This window comes from Sphingomonas sp. GW821-FHT10F09 (genome assembly GCF_058809195.1).
On sequence record NZ_JBXASI010000002.1, the window covers coordinates 369,703 to 390,469 of the forward strand.

The following is a 20,767-nucleotide window of genomic DNA, read 5'->3' on the forward strand; positions in this document are numbered from 1 at the left end:
GCCATGCTAACCCGCTGTTAACCGGAATCGCCCGAGGGGTCGGAGTGCTTGCTCCGACCCCTTTTAAATGGGTAGGACAGGCGGGACACGCCCCGGACTCGGGGGACGGGGGTACGATTCATGAAGGCGACGATCGAACGCGCAACGCTCCTCAAGGGGCTGAGCCATGTCCAGTCCGTGGTGGAGCGGCGCAACACCATTCCGATCCTGTCGAACGTGCTGCTGGAGGCGACCGCCGAAGGGCAGCTGCGGCTGATGGCGACCGACTTGGACCTGCAGATCAACGAATCGATCCTGGCGGCGGTGGACCAGCCGGGGTCGACGACGGTGTCGGCGCACACCCTGTTCGACATCGCGCGCAAGCTGCCCGAAGGCAGCCAGGTGCAGCTGCACGCCGCGGAGGGTCGCATGTCGATCGTCGCGGGGCGCGCACGCTTCAGCCTCGGCACGCTGCCGCGCGACGATTTCCCGGTGATCGCCGAGGGCGAACTGCCGACGCAGTTCGAGATTCCGGCGGAGACGCTCAAGCAGATCATCGACAAGACGCGCTTCGCGATCTCGACCGAAGAGACGCGCTACTATCTCAACGGCATCTTCCTGCACGTGCAGGACGAGGCGAGCGAACCGACGCTGAAGGCGGCGGCGACCGACGGCCACCGGCTGGCGCGCGTCACGCTGCCGCGGCCGGAGGGTGCGGCGGGGATGCCCGACGTGATCGTGCCGCGCAAATGCGTCGGCGAATTGCGCAAGCTGCTCGACGAGGTCGACGGTTCGGTCGGCGTGTCGCTGTCGGGGACCAAGATCCGGTTCGACCTGGGGCAGGCGGTGCTGACGTCGAAGCTGATCGACGGCACCTTCCCCGATTATTCGCGCGTCATCCCGACCGGCAACGACAAGATCCTCAAGCTCGACCCGCGCAGCTTCGAGGAGGGCGTCGACCGCGTCTCCACGATCGCGACCGAAAAGACGCGCGCGGTGAAGATGGCGCTGGATCGCGACAAGATCACGCTGTCGGTGACCAGCCCGGAGAACGGCACCGCGGCCGAGGAGGTCCCCGGCGACTATGCGGCGATGCCGTTCGAGATCGGCTTCAACAGCCGCTATCTGCTCGATATCCTGGGGCAGATCGACGGCGACGTGGTCGAGGTGCATCTGAACGATGCCGCCGCCCCGACGCTGATCCGCGAGAACGACAAGGCGCCGGCGCTGTACGTGCTGATGCCGATGCGGGTCTGATTTCCGTCAGACGGCGGCGCGGGGCCTATCGCGCCGCCAGCTGCTCGCGCGCGATCGCCTGTAGCGCGACCGCCAGCTCCGGCGACAGGCCGAGCTCCTCCGCGGCGCGCTCGCCCCGGCCCAGCGTGCGCGGATCGACGCCGGTGACGTGGCCGAAGACGACCAGCGCCTCCAGATAATAGCCGGCGGTGCTGGCGTGATAATGGTCGTAGGACCACAGGTTCGCCTGACCGAAGGCGATGCCGTCATAGGGATTGGGATCGGCGACGCCGGCGGCGAAGGCGCGGTTCCATGCCTGGCCAACCGGGATCACGCCCGACACCGACCGATTGGTCCGCCGCGCGCGGTCCGCCGCGACGCGCAATTCGTCGGCCATCGCCGCGACCGGCTTGCCGAACCACGGGCCGCCGGGCTGGTAGACCTGATCGGCGCGCGACCAGGTCGCCATCAGCTCGACCCTGACCGCATGGTTGCGGACGCGCAGCAGCGTGCCGAGCTGGCCGACGCTGCGGATATAGCGGGTGGCGTCGCCGGGCCGGTCGCGATCGAGCGTGCTATATTCCTGCAGGACGACGACGTCCCACGCCCGGTCGAACAGCTGGCGGCGCTGCTCGTAGTGGAAGGCGAGGCTCTGGCCGCCCTGCGTTTCGAGGCTGACGGCATAATTGAGCCCCGCCTCGACGGTGAATTCCTTGAACAATGCCGGTACCCCGCCATAGCCCGCCCCGGTGAGGTCGGTGACGCGATCGGCATGCCAGTTGCGCACCGCGGAATGCGCGCCCTGCGTGAAGCTGTTGCCGATGAACAGGATCGTGCGCGGCAACTGGACGGTCGCGGGGGTGCGCTGCGCCGTCGTGGCGGCGGGTGCGGCGATGGCGAGCAGCGCGGCGATCATCCGTGCGAGCATCGGCGGGGTCCTTCGTCGGTGGTCATGGCATCAGGCCCGTACCGGATCGCGCGCGCCGAACGCCAGCCCGGATGTGGCGCCGGCGCTGGCGTGGCGGTATGGAGACGCTAAAGGGGCGGTGATGCTGCACTTCTATCGCGAGGACCTCGCCCGGCTCGATGCGGCCGACCGGCTGCGGACGTTGCGCCCGCGCACCGGCGCCGATTTCGCGTCCAACGATTATCTGGGGCTGGCCGCGTCGCCGCGGCTGCGCGCCGCGGTGGCGGCGGCGCTGGACCGCGGCGTCGGCATCGGTTCGGGTGGATCGCGGCTGCTGCGCGGCAACGATCCCGAGCATGAGTCGCTGGAGGCGGAGGCGGCGGCGCATTTCGGCAGCGAGGCGGCATTGTTCTTCGCCAATGGCTATGCGGCGAACGTGGCGGCGTTCGCGACGCTGCCGCAACCGGGCGACATCGTCGTGCATGACGCGCTGGTGCATGCGAGCGCGCATGACGGGATGCGGCTGGGCCGGGCGCCGCGGGTGTCGGTGCCGCACAACGACGCCGCGGCGTTCGAGCAGGCGATCCGGCGCTGGCGGGCGGAGGGCGGCAGGGGCACGCCATGGATCGCGGTCGAGAGCCTGTACGGCATGGACGGCGACCGGGCACCGCTGGCCGATCTCGTCGCGGTCGCGGACCGGCATCAGGCGATGTTGTTGATCGACGAGGCGCATGCCACCGGCGTCTTCGGCGGCGCCGGCCGCGGGCTGGCGGAGGCGCTGCACGGCGCCGAGAACGTCGTCACGCTGCACACCTGCGGCAAGGCGCTGGGCGCGGAGGGCGGGTTGCTGTGCGTGCCCCGCGTGCTGCGCGACATGCTCGTCAACCGCGCGCGCGGCTTCGTCTTCTCGACCGCGCCGTCGCCGTTGATAGCGGCGGCGGTGCGCGAGGCGCTGCGCTGTCTGGTCGACGAGCCCGGGCGGCAAACGCGGCTGTGGGCGCTGGTCGCGGCGGCGGAGCGGGCGCTGGGATTCTCGACCGGATCGCAGCTGTTCCCGGTGATCGTCGGTGCGGATGGCGCGGTGGTCGCGCTGGCGGACCGATGCCAGGCGGCGGGTTACGACGTGCGCGCGATCCGGCCGCCTACGGTGGCGGCGGGGACGGCGCGGCTGCGGGTGTCGATCACCTGCAATCTGGACGAGGCGGCGATCGCCGGGCTGGGGGAGGTGCTGCGATGAGCCGGGCGATCGTGGTGACGGGGACCGACACCGACGTCGGCAAGACGGTGTTCGCTGCGGCGCTGACGGTGGCGCTGGGCGCCTCCTATTGGAAGCCGGTGCAGGCGGGGCTGGACGAGGGCGGCGACGGCGCGGGCGTGCGGGCGCTGGGCGTGCGCGATGTGCTGCCCGAGGCCTATCGGCTGGCGACGCCCTGTTCGCCGCATCGCGCCGCCGCGATCGACGGGGTGACGATCGACCCGGCCCGGCTGGCGCTGCCGGTGGTCGCGGGGCCATTGGTGGTCGAGGGTGCGGGCGGCGTGCTGGTGCCGCTCTCGGGCGACCTGCTCTATGCCGACATGTTCGCGCGCTGGGGCGCGCCGGTGGTGCTGGTGGCGCGGACCGGATTGGGGACGATCAACCACAGCCTGCTCAGCATCGAGGCGTTGCGCGCGCGCAGCGTGCCGATCCTCGGCGTCGCGTTCAACGGGGAGGCGGTGGAGGACAGCGAGGCGACGATCGCGCGGCTGGGCGGCGTGCGGCGGCTGGGACGCCTGCCGCGGATCGATCCCCTCGACGCCGACGGATTGGCGCGCGCCTTCGCCGCCGGGTTCCGGATCGGGGATTTCGCATGAGCGCGGTATGGCATCCGTTCACGCAGCACGGGCTGGGCGAGCCGATCCCCATGGTCGTGCGTGCTGAGGGTGCGGCGCTGTACACCGGCGACGGGCGGCGGATCGTCGATGCGATCTCCAGCTGGTGGGTGACGACGCACGGGCATCGCGAGCCCCGGATCATGGCCGCGATCGCCGATCAGGCGGCGCGGATGGACCAGATCATCTTCGCCGGCTGGACGCACGAGCCGGCCGAGGCGGTGGCGGCCGGACTGCTGCGGCTGATGCCAGAGGCGCTGACCCGGGTGTTCTTCTCCGATTCGGGATCGACCGCGGTCGAGGTCGCGCTGAAGATGGCGCTCGGCTTCTGGCTCAACCGCGGCGAGCCGCGACATCGGATCCTGGTGCTCGAGCACGGCTATCACGGCGACACGATCGGGACGATGTCGGTCGGCGCGCGCGGCGCGTTCAACCGGGCCTATGAGCCGTTGCTGTTCGACGTCGCGACGATCCCGTTTCCGGTCGCGGGCGCGGAACAGGCGACGCTGGATGCACTGGAGGCGGCGTGCCGGGCGGCGCCGGCGGCGCTGATCGTCGAGCCGCTGGTCTGCGGCGCGGGCGGGATGCTGGTCTATCCGGCCTCGGTGCTCGCCGCGATGCGGGCGATCTGCGCGCGCTATGGCGTGCTGTTCATCGCCGACGAGGTGATGACCGGCTGGGGGCGGACCGGCACGCTGCTCGCCTGCGAGCAGGCCGGCGTCGTGCCCGACATCCTGTGCCTGTCCAAGGGGTTGACCGGGGGCGCAGTGCCGCTCGCGGTGACGATGGCGTGCGAGGCGATCTATCAGGCGCATCTCAGCACGGACCGGTCGCGGATGTTTTTCCATTCGTCGAGCTACACCGCCAATCCGATCGCCTGCGCGGCGGCGGCGGCGAACATCGCGATCTGGGAAGAGGAACCGGTGCTGGCGCGGGTCGCCGACCTGACGGCGCGGCAGGCGGCGCGGGTGTCGGCGCTGTCGGGCGTGCGCAACGTGCGGACGCTGGGGACGATCGCCGCGGTCGACCTCGGCGCCGAGGGGGCGGACTATCTGTCGGCGTTGGGACCGCGGCTGCTCGCATTCTTCCGGGAACGCGACCTGTTGCTGCGGCCGTTGGGGAACGTCGTCTACGTGATGCCGCCCTATTGCATCGGGGATGAGGATCTGGACGCCATCTATGCGGCCGTCGGCGAGGCTGCTGCGCATCGGGGGTGATTCACGCGAAGGCCCGAAGAGAAGAGAAGTTTGTTCGCGCGGAGACGCGGAGACGCGGAGAAGAAGATAGAGGAGGGCACCGCGTCAGCGGCCTGTCTTCGAGGCTGATTGCTGGAAAGGGCGCTGTGCGCCAAGCGCAACACCTCCGCGTCTCCGCGTCTCCGCGTCTCCGCGCGAACCCCCTTCTTCTTCGCCTTCACGCCTTGGCGCAAAATTTACTCCACGAACGGTTCAACGACGATCCGCCGCCCGCGCAGGAACGCATCGGCCACATGCCGCAACGGCGCGATATCGACGTCGCTTTCGCCCGTGCGCACGATCTCGACGAAGCGCGCGTACAGCCCGGCATATTCGCCATGGAGCGCATCGGTCTGCGCCGGGCCGGTGCCGTCCGGCAACACAAGACGCGCGCCGCCGTCGTGCAGCATGAGCGTGCCGCGATCGGTGTCGACGGCGATGTCCCAGCTTTGCGGGCCTTCCTGCCGGAAGTCGAAATCCGCCGAGATCGGCAGCCCCTGGTCGTCGGCGAAGCGGATCCGCGCCGCGATCGGCGCGTCGCAGTTCGACGGGAAATCGAGTTCGGCATCAGCGATGAAGAACGGGCGCGGCAGGATGCGGGTGACGATCGACAGCGCGTTGATGCCGGGATCGAACACGCCGAAACCGCCCGCCTCCAATATCCACGCCTGCCCCGGATGCCAGACGCGGATGTCCTCGCGCCATGTCACCGTCACCTTGCGGATGTCCGCCCCGGCGAGGAAGGCGCGGGCGGGTTCGACGCCGGGGGCGTGGCGCGAATGCCAGCTGGCGAACAGGCTGACCTGCGCCGCCGCCGCAGCAGCCTGCAATTGCGCGACCTCCGCCAGTGTCGCGCCAGGCGGCTTTTCGAGGAAGACGTGCCAGCCTGCCGCGATGGCCTGCGCGGCGATGGTGCGGCGGACCTGCGGCGGGGTGCAGAGCGCCACCGCGTCGATCGCGATCCCGCTGGCGATCAGATCGGCGAGTTCGCGAAAATGCGGCACGCCCGCGACGCCCTCGCCGGTGCGGCTGACGGTGGCGGCGAGCACGATGTCCGCATTGCCCGCGATCGCGGGGACGTGCTGATCGTGCGCGATCTTGCCCATGCCGACCAGGGCCAGCCGGATCGGGGCGCTCACAGCGGCGTGACCGTGACCGGCGCGGCGGGCGCGGTGGCGAGCGGGTTGCGCAGCGGTAGCGTGAAGGGCGCGGCCTCGATCACGAAAACGTCGCCGTTCTGCGTCCGGATGTCGTCGGCGCAGGACAGTGTAGCGGTGCCGAAGAAATGCACGTGGACGTCACCCGGCCGGCGGAAGGGGGCGTATTTGAAATGATGGTGTTCGAGGTTGGCGAGGCTGTGCGACATGTTCGCCTCGCCGGTCAGGAACGGCTTTTCCCACAGCGTGTCGCCGTTGCGCTCGATCCGGCTGGTGCCGCGGATGTCCGCGGGCGGTGCGCCGAGCAGCAGTTCAGGGCCGAGCGCGGCCTGGCGCAGCTTCGAATGCGCCAGCCACAGGTAATTGTGGCGCTCGGTGACATGGTCGCTGAATTCGTTGGCGAGCGCGATGCCGAGGCGGAAGGGGGTGCCGTCGTCGCCGATCAGGTAGATGCCCGCGAGCTCGGGTTCCTCGCCGCCGTCCTGCGCGAAGGATGGCGAGGTCAGCGGCGCCTGCGGGGCGACCAGCGACTGGCCGTCGCCCTTGTAGAACCATTCGGGCTGCGCGCCGGTTTCGCCGGCGGCGGGGCGGCCGCCCTCCATGCCTTCGAGGAAGAGGCGCATCGAATCGGTTTGCTTGCCCTCGGCCGCGGCCTTGTGCATCGCGTCGCGCCCTGCCGCCGAGCCGAGGTGGGTGAGGCCGGTGCCCGCGAGCATCAGCCGGGCGGTGTCGTCATGGTCGATCGCGGGGAGCAGTTCGCCGGCCGCCAGCGCCGCGGCCAGATCCACCGTCTCGTCCGAGCGGCGGGCGCGGGCGGCGTCGAGCAGCGTCGTACCTTCGGCGATCGCGGTGGTCGCCAGCGCGCGGGTCGAGGCGACGCCGGTGAGGACGTGCGCGGCGTCTTCGGCGAGGATCACGCGGCGGGTGCCGTCGGGCAGGCGCTGCTGGATCAGGCGGGCGTATGTCATGCGAGGGCCTTTGCTGCGGATACGAACGTCGCGGCATCGCGCGCGACATCGGCGGCGGACTTGCCGGCGCGATAGAGGTTGGAACCGAGGCCGAAGCCGTCCGCGCCGGCGGCATGCCATGCGGGCATCGTCTCGGGCGTGATGCCGCCGACGGCGAGCACCTTCGTCGCCTTGGGCAGCACGGCGCGCTGCGCCTTAAGGAAGGCGGGGGCGGCGCCCTCGGCCGGAAACAGCTTCAGCCCGTGCGCGCCCGCGGCAAGCGCGGCGAAGCCCTCGCTCGGGGTGTAATAGCCGGGCAGCGAAATCAGCCCGCGCGCGACCGAGGCGCGGATGACGGCGGGGTCGGTGTTGGGCGAGACGATCAGCGCGCCGCCCGCATCGGCGACCGCGGCGACGTCCTCGGCGGTGAGCACGGTGCCGGCCCCGACGATCGCGCGCCCGGCATGGCGTTTCGCCATCGCGGCGATGCTGGCGAGTGGATCGGGCGAGTTGAGCGGCACTTCGAGCAGGGTGAAGCCGGCCTCGACCAGCGCGTCGCCCACCCCCTCCGCCTCGGCGGGGGTGAGGCCGCGCAGCACCGCCACGAGCGGGCAGGCGGCAAAGGCCTCGGCGAAGCGGGTCGCAGGGTCGGTCATCGGTCAGGCTCCAGGAAAGTATGTGGAGATCATGGGGCGCAGCGAGCCGGGTGGTTCCGCCGGAACGCACATCGCGGCGAACCTCGAAGCCATCCAGGCATGCCTGCCTTGCGGGTGAACACGGGCGGTTCCGCGAAGGCCGCGGCCCGGTCGGGATATCGCCGCGACGTGGGGGGCGGCCGTGGCCACGACGTTCGTCGTAACGGGGCCCCGGCCTTCGCCGGGGAACATGCCTCTCCCAAGGCGCGGGAGGCGGAGCGGCATCACCACCGTGCCAGATGGGAACGCAGATGGTGGATGCCGGCGATGAAGGCGGCGGTGGCATCGACCGGCTCCACCCGCCCGCCGAGCGCCTCGATCGCCACGGTGTAGAGCGCGGCGAGCGTGCCCTCCGCCAGAAGGTGGACGGTGTTGCCCGCCACGTCGCGCGCGCCGACGTCGGAACCGATCAGCACGCCGCTGGCATAAGCGGCGGCGTCCTCCGGCGGGCGGCGATCGAGCAGCACCGCGGCGCGAACCTCGAACAGCGCCGCGCCGAGGTCGCAGGCGCCCGCCCCGCGGGTCAGACCCGCACGGAACGCCGGGCCGTCGCCGACCGGGCCGTCGAGCATGCCGGCAAGGATGCCATGCGCCTTGAGCAGCGCGAACAGTTCGCCGGTCATCACCGTGGTGACGTCGACGATCCAGGCGGCCCGGGTGGCGATCCATTTGTTGTGCGTGCCGGGCTGGCAGAACAGCGCCTCGGCGGGGGCGAGGCCGGCGGCGATCGCGCCCAGCACCTGCACCTCCTCGCCGCGCATCACGTCGGCGCGGGGACCCTCGACCCATGAGACGCCGGGGACAATCGTGACGTCGGCTTCAGGGATATGCAGCGCGGCGGACGCGAGCGCGGCGAGGTCGGCGGGGGCGGGGACGTACGCCGCCTCGCGCCACCCCCGCGTCGAGCCGATCATGCCGGCGGCGATCACCGGCAGGTCGCCGAGCCGGTCGCGCAGCGCGGCGAGCGCGGGCGCGTAATCATCCGCCGCCATCGCCAGCACGCCGCGGTCGTCGCGGACATGGTCCGAGACGCTGCCGTCCGCCTCGATCCGCCAGGCGCGGCGGTTGGTCGTGCCCCAGTCGACCGCGATGATCGCGCGCATCCGCTTACTCCGACTGCGGCGTGCCGAGGTCGGCGGTCGGCTTCGACCCCCACACGGCATAAGCGAGGACGACGATCTCGCACGCCATGGTGAGGAAGAAGGAGTTCTGCAGGCCGTAGCGATCGGCGAGCCAGCCCTGCACGACGACCAGCGCCCCGCCGGCGATCGCCATGATCATCAGTCCCGACCCTTCCTCGGTCAGCGGGCCGAGGCCCCGGATCGCGAGCGTGAAGATCGTCGGGAACATGATCGAATGGAACAGGCCGACCGCGATCAGCGACCACATCGCCAGCGGACCGGTGGTGAAGGTGGCGATGGCGACGACGACCAGCGCACCGAAGGCGAAGACGCCGAGGACGCGTTCCGGCGCGATCTTCTGCATGATGACGCTGCCGGCGAAGCGGCCGACCATCATGCCGCCCCACAGCAGCGCCAGATAGCGCGATGCCTGTTCGTGGGTGATCGCGGCGATATCGGGCTGCGAGACGAAATTGACGAAGAGGTTGGCGACGCCGATCTCGGCGAGCAGATAGGCGATCATCGTCGGAATGCCGAGGGTCAGATTGCGGTGCTTCCACAGCGAATGCTGGTGACGATCCGCCTTGGCCGCGCGCTGCGTCGCCGCGCCGAGCGCGGGCAGCGGGAAGCGGGCGATGACGACCGCGAGCACGACCAGCACGATCGCGACGAGGACATAGGGCAGGATCACCGATTGCGCATCGGCATAGCGCTGCGCCTGGCTGAGCGTCGCGCCGGCCTCCGCGGTGCCGCTCTGGCTGCGGCCGAGGATCAGATAGCCGGCGAACAGCGGCGCCAGCGTCGTGCCGAGCGAATTGAACGCCTGCACCAGGTTGAGCCGCGACGATCCCGTCTCGGGCGGGCCGATGACGGTGACATAGGGGTTGGCGGCGACCTGCAACAGGGTGATGCCGCTCGCGATGATGAACAGCATCACGAGGGTCACGCCATAGGAGGGCAGGCTGGCGGCGAGCGTCATGCCGAGCGCGCCCGCGGCCATGACAAGCAGCCCGATCACGATCGCGCGCTGGTAGCCGACGCGCTCGATCAGCTTGGCGGACGGGATCGATGCGAAGAAATAGGCGATGAACCACACCGATTCGATCAGCGTCGTCTGGGTATAATCGAGTTCGAACACCGATCGCAGGTGCGGCAGCAGCACGCCGTTGATGACGGTGATGAAGCCCCACATGAAGAACAGGCTGGCGAGCAGGCTCAGCGCCTTGGCGTACGATCCGCCCCCGCCGCTCGCGGTGACACCGCTGGTGCCGATCGGTCCTGCCATTCTTCCATCCTCTTCCGCTCGTGGCGATGCAGGGCCGCCTTGCGCCCCGGTTATTTGTCTGACTATAAAGACGCGATACGCCGGGTCAATCCGGGATGCTGCCTCAGGAGGCCGGAGGAGAGATGCGCGTGAGGGTTCATAAGGCGTTGGCCATGGCACTGGCCGGGGTGATGACGATGGCCGCCGCCGTGCCGGCCGATGCCGCGACCGCCAAGCGCGAGGCGGCGGGCACGCTCGCCGACGGCACCGCGGTGGAGGCGGTGACGCTGACCGCGCCCAACGGCGTCGCGGCGCGCATCCTGAGCTATGGCGCGACCTTGCAGCGGCTGAGCGGGCCGGATCGTAACGGCAGGGTCGCCGATGTGCTGCTCGGCTATGACGATGCGAAGGATTATGCCGAACATCCCAATTTCTTCGGCGTGACGGTCGGGCGCTATGCCAACCGGATCGGCGGCGGGACGTTCGCGCTCGACGGCAGGACGTACCGCCTGTCGCTTAACGACAAGGTGAATTCGCTGCACGGCGGCGCCAAGGGCTTCGACAAGCAGCTGTGGCGGATCGTCGCGTTGAAGGACGGCAGCGTCACGTTGGCGCTGACCAGCGCCGACGGCGACCAGGGCTATCCCGGCAAGCTCGACGTCACCGTCACCTATGCGCTGGCCGACGACGGCGCGCTGACCGTCACCTTCGCCGCGGCGACCGACAAACCGACGGTGGTCAACATGACCAACCACGCGATCTTCAACCTCGCCGGCGAGGGTACGCCGGCGGGCGCGATGGGGCATCGGCTGACGATCCCGGCGCAGGCGATCACCCCGGTCGACGCCAATCTGATCCCGACCGGCGCGCTGCGCCCGGTGGCGGGTACGGTGTTCGATTTCCGGAGCGGCCGCGTCATCGCCGAGGGGCTGCGCGACGGCCGCGATGCGCAGATCGTGGTCGGGCGCGGCTACGACCATAATTTCGCGCTCGACAAGGGCCCGACCGCGACGCCGCAGCTCGCCGCGCGGCTGGAGGACCCGGTATCGGGCCGCGTGCTCGAGGTGTCGAGCACCGAGCCGGGCGTGCAATTCTACACCGGCAATTTCCTCGACGGGACGTATGTCGGCAAGAATGCCCACGTCTACCGGATGGGCGACGGCATCGCGCTGGAGCCGCAGAAATTCCCGGATTCGCCCAACAAACCCGCCTTTACGTCGCCCCGGGTCGATCCCGGCAAGCCGTACCGGCACGTGATGATCTACAAACTTTCGGTGGCCAGATAATATGACGCACGCGCGCACGCCCCTCCGCTCCAGGGCCTGGTTCGACAACCCGGCCAATATCGACATGACCGCGCTGTATCTGGAGCGCTATCTCAACTTTGGCCTGAGCCTCGACGAGCTGCAATCGGGCCGGCCGATCATCGGCATCGCCCAGACCGGCAGCGATCTCAGCCCCTGCAACCGCCACCATCTGGTGCTGGCCGAGCGGGTGCGCGAGGGCGTGCGTGAGGCGGGCGGCATCGTGCTGGAATTCCCCGTCCATCCGATTCAGGAAACGGGCAAGCGGCCGACCGCGGGGCTCGATCGCAACCTCGCCTATCTGGGGCTGGTCGAGGCCCTGTACGGCTATCCGCTCGACGGCGTCGTGCTGACGATCGGCTGCGACAAGACCACGCCCGCCTGCCTGATGGCGGCGGCGACGGTGAACATCCCGGCGATCGCGCTGTCGGTCGGGCCGATGCTCAACGGCTGGCACAAGGGCGAGCGCACCGGCAGCGGCACGATCGTGTGGAAGGCACGGCAATTGCTCGCCGCGGGCGAGATCGACGATGCCGAATTCATCCGGCTGGTCGCGTCGTCGGCGCCGTCGACCGGCTATTGCAATACCATGGGCACCGCAACGACGATGAATTCGCTGTGCGAGGCATTGGGCATGTCGCTGCCCGGTTCGGCCGCGATCCCCGCGCCCTATCGCGACCGGCAGGAGGTATCCTACCTGACCGGCAAGCGGATCGTGCAGATGGTGGCGGAGGACCTGAAGCCGTCCGACATCCTGACCAAGCCCGCGTTCCACAATGCGATCCGGGTCAATTCGGCGATCGGCGGATCGACCAACGCGCCGATCCATCTGTCGGCGATCGCGCGCCATGTCGGCGTCGACCTGCCGCTGAAGGACTGGGAGACGGAGGGGCACAGGGTGCCGCTGCTGGTCAATCTGCAACCCGCCGGCGAATATCTGGGCGAGGATTATTATCGCGCGGGCGGCGTGCCGGCGGTGGTCAACCAGCTGATTGGGCAGGGGCTGATCCACGAGGATGCGCTGACCGTCAACGGCCGGACGATGGGCGAGAATTGCCGCGGCGTCGCCATAGAGGACGAGAAGGTCATCCGCCCGTTCGACCAGCCGCTGGTCGAGGATGCGGGCTTCATCGTGCTGTCGGGCAATCTGTTCGACGCCGCGGTGATGAAGACCAGCGTGATCTCGCCCGAATTCCGCGACCGCTATCTCTCGACGCCTGGCGACCTCGACGCGTTCGAGGGGCCGGCGGTCGTGTTCGACGGGCCGGAGGATTACCACCGCCGCATCGACGATCCCGCGACCGGGATCACGCCTGAAACCTTGCTGTTCATGCGCGGTGCCGGCCCGATCGGCTATCCGGGCGCGGCGGAGGTCGTTAACATGCGCCCGCCCGCCTATCTCATCACCGAAGGCGTCCATGCGCTGCCGTGCATCGGCGACGGCCGGCAATCGGGGACCAGCGGATCGCCGTCGATCCTCAACGCCTCGCCCGAAGCCGCCGCGATGGGCGGGCTGGCGCTGCTCCGGACCGGCGACCGGGTGCGGATCGACCTCAACACCGGCACTGCCAACGTGCTGATCGACGACGCCGAACTGATGGAGCGCCGCCTTGCGCTGGAGGCGGCGGGCGGCTTCGCCTACCCCGCCTCGCAGACGCCGTGGCAGGAGATCCAGCGCGCCGTCGTCGGCCAGATGAACACCGGCGCGATTCTGGAAGGGGCGGAGAAATACCAGCGCATCGCCCAGACGATGGGCCTGCCGCGCGACAATCATTGATCGGGAGGCGATGACAGGCGGCCGGGATAACGCTCGGCCGATGCTCCATCAATGCCCCCGTCACTGCCCCCACCAACGTCGTCATCCCCGCGCAGGCGGGGATGACGACGCGCGCGGCTCATGAGAATTCGCAGCGTCGGCGTATATGGATCCCCGCCTTCGCGGGGATGACGGTGGCGGGGTGGCGCGGCGCCTGCCACTTCAGGTCCGCATCTCGCCTCACCCCCGCAGCGACCGCTCCGTATCCTCGTGCGCCTGTTGCAATAGCACGATCGTCGCGTCCCGCGCCGTCGCCGCATCCGCGGCGGCGATCGCGTCGAACAGCCGGCGATGCTGCGGCATCGAATCGCGCGGGCGGCGGCTGCCGCGGAACTTGAAGATCGTCGTCCAGCGCACCGCGGCGCCGATGCTACCCGACAGGCTGACCAGCAGCTCGTTGTCGGTCGCCTCGAGGATCGTGTTGTGGAACGCCTGATCGGCGGCCTGCCCCTCGTGGGTGTCGAGGCCGTGCGTCGCCATGCCGTCCAGCGCGGCGGCCATGCGCACCAGCTGGTCCGGTCGGCGCGACAATGCCGCCATCTCGGCGGCGGCGGGCTCGACGATCATGCGCAGCTGGAACAGCGCACGCACGAAGCTGGCGGGCGGCTCGCCCTCGAACATCCAGGCGAGCAGGTCGGGATCGAGCAGGTTCCACTGCGCGCGCTCGCGTACCCGGGTGCCGGACTTGGGGCGGCTTTCGACCAGCCCCTTGGCGGACAGCATGCGCAAGGCCTCGCGCACGACGCTGCGCGACACGCCGCGGCGGGTGGCGATGTCGATCTCGCCGGGGATGACGCTGCCGGGGGGGTGCTGGCCGGTGACGATGGCGATGCCGAGGTCGCGGGCGATCAGGGTATGGGATGGTTCGCGCCGTTCGCTTTTGATCGCCATCCCGCTCTTCCCCGATGTCTCGGACCACGACTAGGGCCGCGGCGGACGGTTGGAAAGCCCGGCGCTTGGTTGTAGCGCAGCGCGATGGCCGTCACCGATATCGCCACGCGCACCTGGGACCATCACTGGCGGCTCGACCCGATCGTGCGCAGCCTGCTCGACACCGATTTCTACAAATTGCTGATGCTGCAGATGATCCGCCACCTGCACGGCGACGTGGAGGCGACGTTCCGGCTCATCAACCGCAGCACGTCGGTGCGGCTCGCCGACGTCATCGACGAAGGCGAGTTGCGCGCGCAGCTCGACCACGCCCGCGACCTGCGCTTCGCCAAGAAGGAACTGATCTGGCTAGCGGGCAACAGTTTCTATGGTCAGGAGCAAATATTCACCCCCGATTTCATCCGCTGGCTCGCCGATTTTCGGCTGCCGCCCTATGAGCTGCGTCGCGTCGACGGGCAGTTCGAGCTGACCTTCGCGGGGCCGTGGACGCACACGACGATGTGGGAGATCCCGGCACTGGCGATCGTCAACGAGCTGCGTGCCCGCGCCGGCCTACGCGACAAGGGCCGGTTCGCGCTCGACGTGCTGTACGCGAGGGCCAAGGCGAAACTGTGGGACAAGGTGGAGCGGCTGCGCGCACTACCCGACCTCGTCATCTCCGACTTCGGCACGCGGCGGCGGCACGGCTTCCTGTGGCAGCGCTGGTGCGTCGAGGCGCTGAAGGAGGGGCTGGGCAGTCGCTTCATCGGGTCGTCCAACGTGCTCCTGGCGATGGACAACGACCTGGAGGCGATCGGCACCAACGCGCACGAACTGCCGATGGTGCTGGCGGCGCTGGCGCGGGACGATGCCGGCATCGCCGCGGCGCCCTATCGCGTGCTGGAGGAATGGCAGGCGCATTATGGCGGCAATCTGCTCGTCGTGCTGCCCGATGCATTCGGCACCGCCGCGTTCCTGCGCGATGCGCCCGACTGGGTCGCGGGCTGGACCGGCTTTCGGCCCGACAGCGCCCCGCCGATCGAGGCGGGCGAGCAGATCATCGCCTGGTGGCGGGCGAAGGGGCAGGACCCGTGCGACAAGCTGCTGATCTTCTCCGACGGGATGGACGTCGATTCGATCGAGCGCGTCTATCGTCACTTTCAGGGCAGGGTGCGGATGAGCTTCGGCTGGGGAACGAACCTCACCAACGATTTCCGCGGCTGCGACCCCGATGGTGCGGCGGGGCTGGAGCCGATCTCGCTGGTCGCCAAGGTGACGCGCGCCAACGGCCGCCCGGCGGTAAAGCTGTCGGATAATCCCGCCAAGGCGACCGGGGACCCGGCAGAGATCGAACGCTATCTGCGCATCTTCGGCACCGACGGGCGGCAGCGCAGCGACGTCACCGTCTAGGGCGCTAGGCGGCGACGGTCAGGCCGCTCATCACTTCGGCAGTGATCGCAAGGCTGCGCTTGCGCGCGTCATGGTCGTAGATCGCGCTCGCCACCATCACCTCGTCGACGCCGGTGCGTTCGATGAAGGCCGCGGTCTGCCGCGCGACCGTCGCGGGCGAGCCGACCGCCGAGCATTGCAGCACATGATCGAGGATCGCCGCCCCCTGCGCGCCGAGCCCGGCGCGATAGCCGGCGACGGGCGGCGGCAGCTGGCGCGGGTTGCCGGTGCGCAGCGCGACGAACGACTGCTGCTGCGAGCTGGCGAGCAATTCCGCTTCCTCGTCGGTGTCGGCGGCGAAGACGTTGAACCCCGCCATCGCATGCGGCTTCGACAGCTGGGCGGAGGGGCGGAAGTCGCGACGGTAGATGGCGAGCGCGGCATCGAGCGCATCGGGCGCGAAATGCGACGCGAAGGCATAGGGGAGGCCGAGCGCGGCGGCGAGCTGCGCGCCGAAGGTGCTCGATCCGAGGATCCACAGCGGCACGTCCGCACCCGCGCCGGGTGTCGCGGCGATGCCGGTGCGGCCGTCGTCGGCGAAATAGCTCTGCAACTCCATGACGTCCTGCGGGAAGGCGTTGGCGTCGCTCTCCAACGTGCGTCGCATCGCGCGGGCGACGCGCTGGTCGGACCCCGGCGCACGGCCGAGGCCGAGGTCGATCCGCCCCGGGAACAGTGCGTCGAGCGTGCCGAACTGCTCCGCGATCACCAGCGGCGCATGATTGGGCAGCATGATCCCGCCCGCGCCGACGCGGATGCGGCTGGTCGCGGCGGCGACATGCGCGATGACCACCGCGGTCGCGGCGCTGGCGATGCCGCGCATGCCGTGATGTTCGGCGACCCAATACCGGCGATAGCCCAGCGCCTCGGCGTGGCGCGCCAGATCGGCGGCGTTGGCGAGCGCTTGCGAGACGGTGCCGCCTTCGACGACGGGGACCAGATCGAGCAGGGAATATTGGGTCATGGTCGGAAGATGGGAACGCGCGACCCGTCGTGCAATCAGAAGCCGATCGCGTAGCGCACCGCGCCGCCGACGTCCGCGGACAGCGCGGCGATGTTGCCCGGATCGCGCCGCCAGAACAGGTTGGTCTGCAGGTCGCCGTTGCCGATCAGCACGCGATAGCGCGCCTCCACGTCGATCTCGCGGCCACGGGGGGCGAGGTTCAGCCGCTGCGTCGTCCAGTCGGTGACCGCCAGCGTCGCATAATCCCAGTTGGTCGGCAGGCGGTAATCGAGCCCGCCGCGCGCCACCCGCAGCGGCTGCGCGATGCGCAGGCCGATGCTGTCGCGGCCGAACAGATGGTCCTTGCCCACGTCGGCGGCGAAGGCGGTGGTGATCAGCCGGCCGCTGCCGATAAGGCCGCCGCGCAGGCCGGCGTCGGTCCAGCCGCGCCGCCACGAACCGCCGACCGCCCAGCCCGCGCCGAGACGCCAGCGCGCATCCATGTCGACGAACCAGCTGGTCGCACGCGCCGCGCCGAGCCCGCGGTCGAAGCGCGCGCCGAGCAGCGTGTCGCGTTCGCGCAGCGTGCTGACCGTCAGCGCGGTCGCGATTCCGCCCCAGCCCCGGTCGGCGGTCAGGCTAGCGCGGTCGTAGCCCGAGCGGCGATAGCCGTTCATCCCGGCGAGCGGCGCGTCGCGGCGCGCCAGCACGTCGCCGCTCTCGATGGCGGCGGTAAGGCCGAAGCCGCCGACCTGCTGGCGGAGCGCACCGGCGGACCGGGCGACGCTGTCAAAGCCGGGGCCGCTCTGGCCGGCGACGAGAAAGGCGGGCTGGGCCTGGCCGACCAGCTGCGCGGAGAGCGTGCCGGTGCCCTGCGAAAAGGCGAAGCCGAAGCTGGTGTTGGCGCCGATCCGCTGGGTCACCGCGCCCGCGATCGCCCGGGCGGCGACGGCCTGTCCGGCGACGAGCGTGCTGCGCTGGACCGCGACATCGCCGTTCGGGCGTGCCGCCAGCGTCAGCGACACGCTGGTATCCCCCGCCGCGACCGCCAGCTGGCGCTGCCGCGCGCCGAGCACGCCCGCGAGCGTCCGCTGCGGCCCGGCGCGGTTGATCGTCCGCGCGAGATCGATCGCGAAGGCGCGGTCGTAGCTGTCGAGGATCACCGTCCCCAGCGTCCCCACCGAGGCGTCGCCCATCGCGGCAGACAGCGTCGCGTTGCTGCCGCCGAGCGACACCGCGAGCGTCGATCCCGCGACCATCGCGGTGCCGACCGGCTGGAAAGCGCGGGTAAGGTCGAGCACGCCATGGCCATAGACGCCGTCGACGCCCGTCGCGCCGGCGTCGCGCGCGGTGCGGAACAGCAGGTCGACGATCTGCGCACCGCTGAGGTTGGGAAAGGCCTGCGCCAGCAACGCGATCGCGCCCGAGATCTGCGGCGCGGCGAACGAGGTGCCGGACCACAGATAGGGCGTGTCGCTCTGGTTGGGGGCACGCACGCGCTCGCCGACCGCGGCGAGATAATGCGCCGCGCCGCTGCCCGCCTTGTCGCTGAAGGTGGACAGCACGTCGCCGGCGCCGACCGACCCGGCGACGATCACCAGATTGCGCGCGGCGGCGTTGCCGGCGACCGCGGTGAACGGGTCGGGATTGTCGCTGCCGTCGTTGCCCGCGGCGATGACGATGACGATTCCCTGCGCGGTCGCGCGGCCGATCGCCTCGACCAGGGTCTGCGGCATGCTCGTCCCGCCGAGGGACATGTTAATGACGCGTGCGCCGGCATTGCGCGCCGCATCGACGCCCTTGGCGATCGCATCGGTGCCGAACTTGCACCCTGAATCGGCGCCGCTCTGTCCCTCGGTGGCACAGGTTCCCGGACGGTCGGCGCGGACCACGACCAGCGTCGCGTCGAACGCGACGCCGTGGCTGCCCGAGTCGTTGCGGCGCCCGGCGGCGGCGAAGGCGACCGCGGTGCCATGGCCGCCCTCGTCGTCGATTCCGTCATTGCCGGCGACGTCGCGGGAGGTCGCCGCGATGCGACCGGTGAATTCCTGGCTTTCCAGATCGATACCGCTGTCGATCACCGCCAGCGCGACGCCGGCGCCGGTCGCGCCCTTCGCATAGGCGGACAGCGCATTCATCGACACCGCCCCCACGGTCGCGCGATATTCGGCGGTGTCGTAGTTGATCGTCGCGGGCGGCGGTGTCGGCGTCGGGGCCGGCGCGACCGCCGGCAGCGCAACGGGGGTCGGCGTCGGGGTGACGATCGCCGCCACCGGCGGCGGTGCGCTGGCGATGCCGCCGCCCGCGCCGCCGCACCCGCCCAGCGACAGCGTTGCGACGGCTGCGGCCCCCGCCAGCAGCCACGATCGACCGACCATTCCCCCTATTGCCCCACGATAGTTTAGTTGACGCGATATTAACCCCGGAATGGGGTCGGTCGCCATGGTGTTTCGCGTCCTTGCTTGTGCCGCCCGCCGTCGCCGCCTAGACGCCCCCGTTATGCTTGCCGCGCTCGCCCCGATCGACACCTGGATTTTCGATCTTGACAACACGCTGTATCCGGCGCGGGCGAACCTGTTCGCGCGGATCGACGATCGCATGACCGCCTATGTCGCGCGCCGCCTCAATTTGCCGCGCGACGCGGCGAGGACGCTGCAGAAAGAGTATTTTCACCGCCACGGCACGACGCTGACCGGGCTGATGGCGGACCATGGCGTCGACCCGCACGAATTCCTCGCCGACGTCCACGACGTCGAGATGGACGTGCTGGAACAGGACGCTCCGCTCGCCGCCGCGATCGCGCAGCTGCCGGGCCGCAAGCTCGTCTTCACCAACGGCGACAAGCCCTATGCGCTCAAGGTGCTCGACCGCCTCGGCCTCGGCGAAAGCTTCGAGGCGGTGCACGACATCCATGCGATGGACCTCGTCCCCAAGCCGCATCCGTCGGCCTATGCCGGCCTGTGCGCGGCGTTCGGGATCGAGCCGGCGCGCGCGATCTTCTTCGAGGATATGGCGCGCAACCTCGCGCCCGCCAAGGCGATCGGCATGACCACCGTCTGGGTCGACAACGGCTCCGAACAGGGTCCGGAGCCGCGTCGCGACCATATCGACTATATCGTCCACGACCTCGCGCCGTGGCTGCAGCATATCATGGAGGCATCATGAGCCAGGACCTGGCCACCGTCATCGACACCGCGTGGGAGGATCGCGCGAACCTCGGCTTCGGCACCACCGGGGCGGTCCGCGACGCGGTCGAGACGGCGCTGGCGTCACTCGACGCGGGAACGGCACGCGTCGCCGAGCCGGACGGCGCGGGCGGCTGGCGGGTCAACCAGTGGCTCAAGAAGGCGGTGCTGCTCAGCTTCCGTCTCAACGACAATGTCGTCATGCCGACCGGCCATTTCGACAAGGTGCCGCTGAAATTCTCGGATTGGAGCGAGGCGGAATTCCGCAGCGCCGGCTTCCGCGCGGTGCCGGGCAGCGTGGTGCGCCGCGGCGCCTTCATCGGCAAGGGCGCGATCCTGATGCCGAGCTTCGTCAACATCGGCGCCTATGTCGGTGAAGGCACGATGGTCGACACCTGGGCGACGGTCGGATCGTGCGCGCAGATCGGGCGGAACGTCCACCTGTCGGGCGGCGCGGGCATCGGTGGCGTGCTCGAGCCGTTGCAGGCCGATCCGGTCATCATCGGCGACGGCGCCTTCATCGGCGCGCGTGCCGAAGTGGCGGAGGGCGTGCGCGTCGGTGAGGGCGCGGTGCTGTCGATGGGCGTCTATCTGGGCGCGTCGACGAAGATCGTCGATCGCGCCACGGGCGAGGTCTTCAAGGGCGAGGTGCCGCCCTATGCGGTGGTCGTGCCGGGTTCAATGGGCGGCGGCGACGGCAAGCCCGCGCTCTATTGCGCGGTGATCGTCAAGCGCGTCGACGCGCAGACGCGCAGCAAGACCAGCATCAACGATCTGCTCCGCGACTGAG

At 70.0% G+C, this 20,767-nt stretch carries 18 protein-coding genes; 9 read left to right on the top strand and 9 right to left on the bottom strand.

The window, feature by feature from the left end:
* Positions 1-120: 120 nt before the first annotated feature.
* Complete coding sequence (gene dnaN, locus AC1RTO_RS09810; RefSeq protein ID WP_493160684.1) at positions 121-1,236, top strand: DNA polymerase III subunit beta; 1,116 nt, start codon at positions 121-123, stop codon at positions 1,234-1,236.
* Positions 1,237-1,261: 25 nt separating this feature from the next.
* Here the strand turns inward: dnaN and AC1RTO_RS09815 are convergent, their stop codons facing one another.
* Complete coding sequence (locus tag AC1RTO_RS09815) at positions 1,262-2,143, bottom strand: SGNH/GDSL hydrolase family protein (RefSeq protein ID WP_493160685.1); 882 nt, start codon at positions 2,141-2,143, stop codon at positions 1,262-1,264.
* Positions 2,144-2,264: 121 nt separating this feature from the next.
* On the opposite strand from AC1RTO_RS09815, the gene AC1RTO_RS09820 reads away from it, so the two are divergent.
* Genes AC1RTO_RS09820 through AC1RTO_RS09830 form a run of 3 tightly spaced genes read left to right on the top strand, consistent with a single transcriptional unit; the run spans position 2,265 to position 5,208 of the window.
* Positions 2,265-3,359, top strand: a complete 1,095-nt coding sequence (locus tag AC1RTO_RS09820; protein WP_493160686.1) for an 8-amino-7-oxononanoate synthase — start codon at positions 2,265-2,267, stop codon at positions 3,357-3,359.
* The gene (gene bioD, locus AC1RTO_RS09825) at positions 3,356-3,973 is read left to right on the top strand and encodes a dethiobiotin synthase (protein WP_493160687.1); all 618 of its coding nucleotides are present in this window, start codon (positions 3,356-3,358) and stop codon (positions 3,971-3,973) included. Before AC1RTO_RS09820 ends, bioD begins: the two co-directional genes overlap by 4 nt.
* Positions 3,970-5,208 carry an adenosylmethionine--8-amino-7-oxononanoate transaminase gene (locus AC1RTO_RS09830; RefSeq protein ID WP_493160688.1) on the top strand — a complete coding sequence of 413 codons (1,239 nt, stop codon included), beginning with the start codon at positions 3,970-3,972 and terminating at the stop codon, positions 5,206-5,208. Before bioD ends, AC1RTO_RS09830 begins: the two co-directional genes overlap by 4 nt.
* Positions 5,209-5,423: 215 nt before the next feature.
* Here the strand turns inward: AC1RTO_RS09830 and AC1RTO_RS09835 are convergent, their stop codons facing one another.
* The 5 genes from AC1RTO_RS09835 to AC1RTO_RS09855 form a co-directional block, all read right to left on the bottom strand.
* Positions 5,424-6,365, bottom strand: a complete 942-nt coding sequence (locus tag AC1RTO_RS09835) for a Gfo/Idh/MocA family protein (RefSeq protein ID WP_493160689.1) — start codon at positions 6,363-6,365, stop codon at positions 5,424-5,426.
* On the bottom strand, positions 6,362-7,351 hold the full coding sequence (araD1, locus tag AC1RTO_RS09840) for an AraD1 family protein (protein ID WP_493160690.1): 990 nt from the start codon (positions 7,349-7,351) through the stop codon (positions 6,362-6,364). Before araD1 ends, AC1RTO_RS09835 begins: the two co-directional genes overlap by 4 nt.
* The gene (locus AC1RTO_RS09845) at positions 7,348-7,986 is read right to left on the bottom strand and encodes a 2-dehydro-3-deoxy-6-phosphogalactonate aldolase (RefSeq protein ID WP_493160691.1); all 639 of its coding nucleotides are present in this window, start codon (positions 7,984-7,986) and stop codon (positions 7,348-7,350) included. Before AC1RTO_RS09845 ends, araD1 begins: the two co-directional genes overlap by 4 nt.
* A 263-nt stretch (positions 7,987-8,249) precedes the next feature.
* Positions 8,250-9,128 (bottom strand): 2-dehydro-3-deoxygalactonokinase, encoded by an 879-nt coding sequence (locus AC1RTO_RS09850; protein ID WP_493160692.1) that lies wholly within the window; start codon positions 9,126-9,128, stop codon positions 8,250-8,252.
* Between the two features lie 4 nt (positions 9,129-9,132).
* Positions 9,133-10,431: a sugar MFS transporter gene (locus tag AC1RTO_RS09855; RefSeq protein ID WP_493160693.1), complete on the bottom strand. Its 1,299-nt coding sequence runs from the start codon at positions 10,429-10,431 to the stop codon at positions 9,133-9,135.
* Between the two features lie 152 nt (positions 10,432-10,583).
* Here AC1RTO_RS09855 and AC1RTO_RS09860 point away from each other — a divergent pair, with 152 nt between their 5' ends.
* Together AC1RTO_RS09860 and AC1RTO_RS09865 are read left to right on the top strand one after the other, a co-directional pair.
* Positions 10,584-11,696 (top strand): aldose epimerase family protein, encoded by a 1,113-nt coding sequence (locus AC1RTO_RS09860; protein ID WP_493160694.1) that lies wholly within the window; start codon positions 10,584-10,586, stop codon positions 11,694-11,696.
* Position 11,697: 1 nt separating this feature from the next.
* A complete protein-coding gene (locus tag AC1RTO_RS09865; protein WP_493160695.1) occupies positions 11,698-13,491 on the top strand; it encodes an IlvD/Edd family dehydratase in 1,794 nt (597 codons plus the stop codon).
* Positions 13,492-13,710: 219 nt separating this feature from the next.
* Here AC1RTO_RS09865 and AC1RTO_RS09870 read toward each other — a convergent pair whose 3' ends face one another.
* Positions 13,711-14,421 (bottom strand): FadR/GntR family transcriptional regulator, encoded by a 711-nt coding sequence (locus AC1RTO_RS09870; RefSeq protein ID WP_493160696.1) that lies wholly within the window; start codon positions 14,419-14,421, stop codon positions 13,711-13,713.
* 84 nt (positions 14,422-14,505) lie between these two features.
* Between AC1RTO_RS09870 and pncB the strand changes: the two genes are divergently transcribed.
* On the top strand, positions 14,506-15,810 hold the full coding sequence (pncB, locus tag AC1RTO_RS09875) for a nicotinate phosphoribosyltransferase (protein WP_493160697.1): 1,305 nt from the start codon (positions 14,506-14,508) through the stop codon (positions 15,808-15,810).
* Between the two features lie 4 nt (positions 15,811-15,814).
* Here the strand turns inward: pncB and AC1RTO_RS09880 are convergent, their stop codons facing one another.
* Entirely contained in the window at positions 15,815-16,813 is a 999-nt protein-coding gene (locus tag AC1RTO_RS09880) for an LLM class flavin-dependent oxidoreductase (protein WP_493160698.1), read from the bottom strand.
* Between the two features lie 35 nt (positions 16,814-16,848).
* On the bottom strand, positions 16,849-19,170 hold the full coding sequence (locus tag AC1RTO_RS09885; RefSeq protein ID WP_493160699.1) for a S8 family peptidase: 2,322 nt from the start codon (positions 19,168-19,170) through the stop codon (positions 16,849-16,851).
* 121 nt (positions 19,171-19,291) lie between these two features.
* Between AC1RTO_RS09885 and AC1RTO_RS09890 the strand changes: the two genes are divergently transcribed.
* Positions 19,292-19,957: a pyrimidine 5'-nucleotidase gene (locus AC1RTO_RS09890; protein WP_493160700.1), complete on the top strand. Its 666-nt coding sequence runs from the start codon at positions 19,292-19,294 to the stop codon at positions 19,955-19,957.
* Positions 19,954-20,766, top strand: a complete 813-nt coding sequence (gene dapD / locus AC1RTO_RS09895; protein ID WP_493160701.1) for a 2,3,4,5-tetrahydropyridine-2,6-dicarboxylate N-succinyltransferase — start codon at positions 19,954-19,956, stop codon at positions 20,764-20,766. Before AC1RTO_RS09890 ends, dapD begins: the two co-directional genes overlap by 4 nt.
* The last annotated feature ends 1 nt before the right edge of the window (position 20,767 follow it).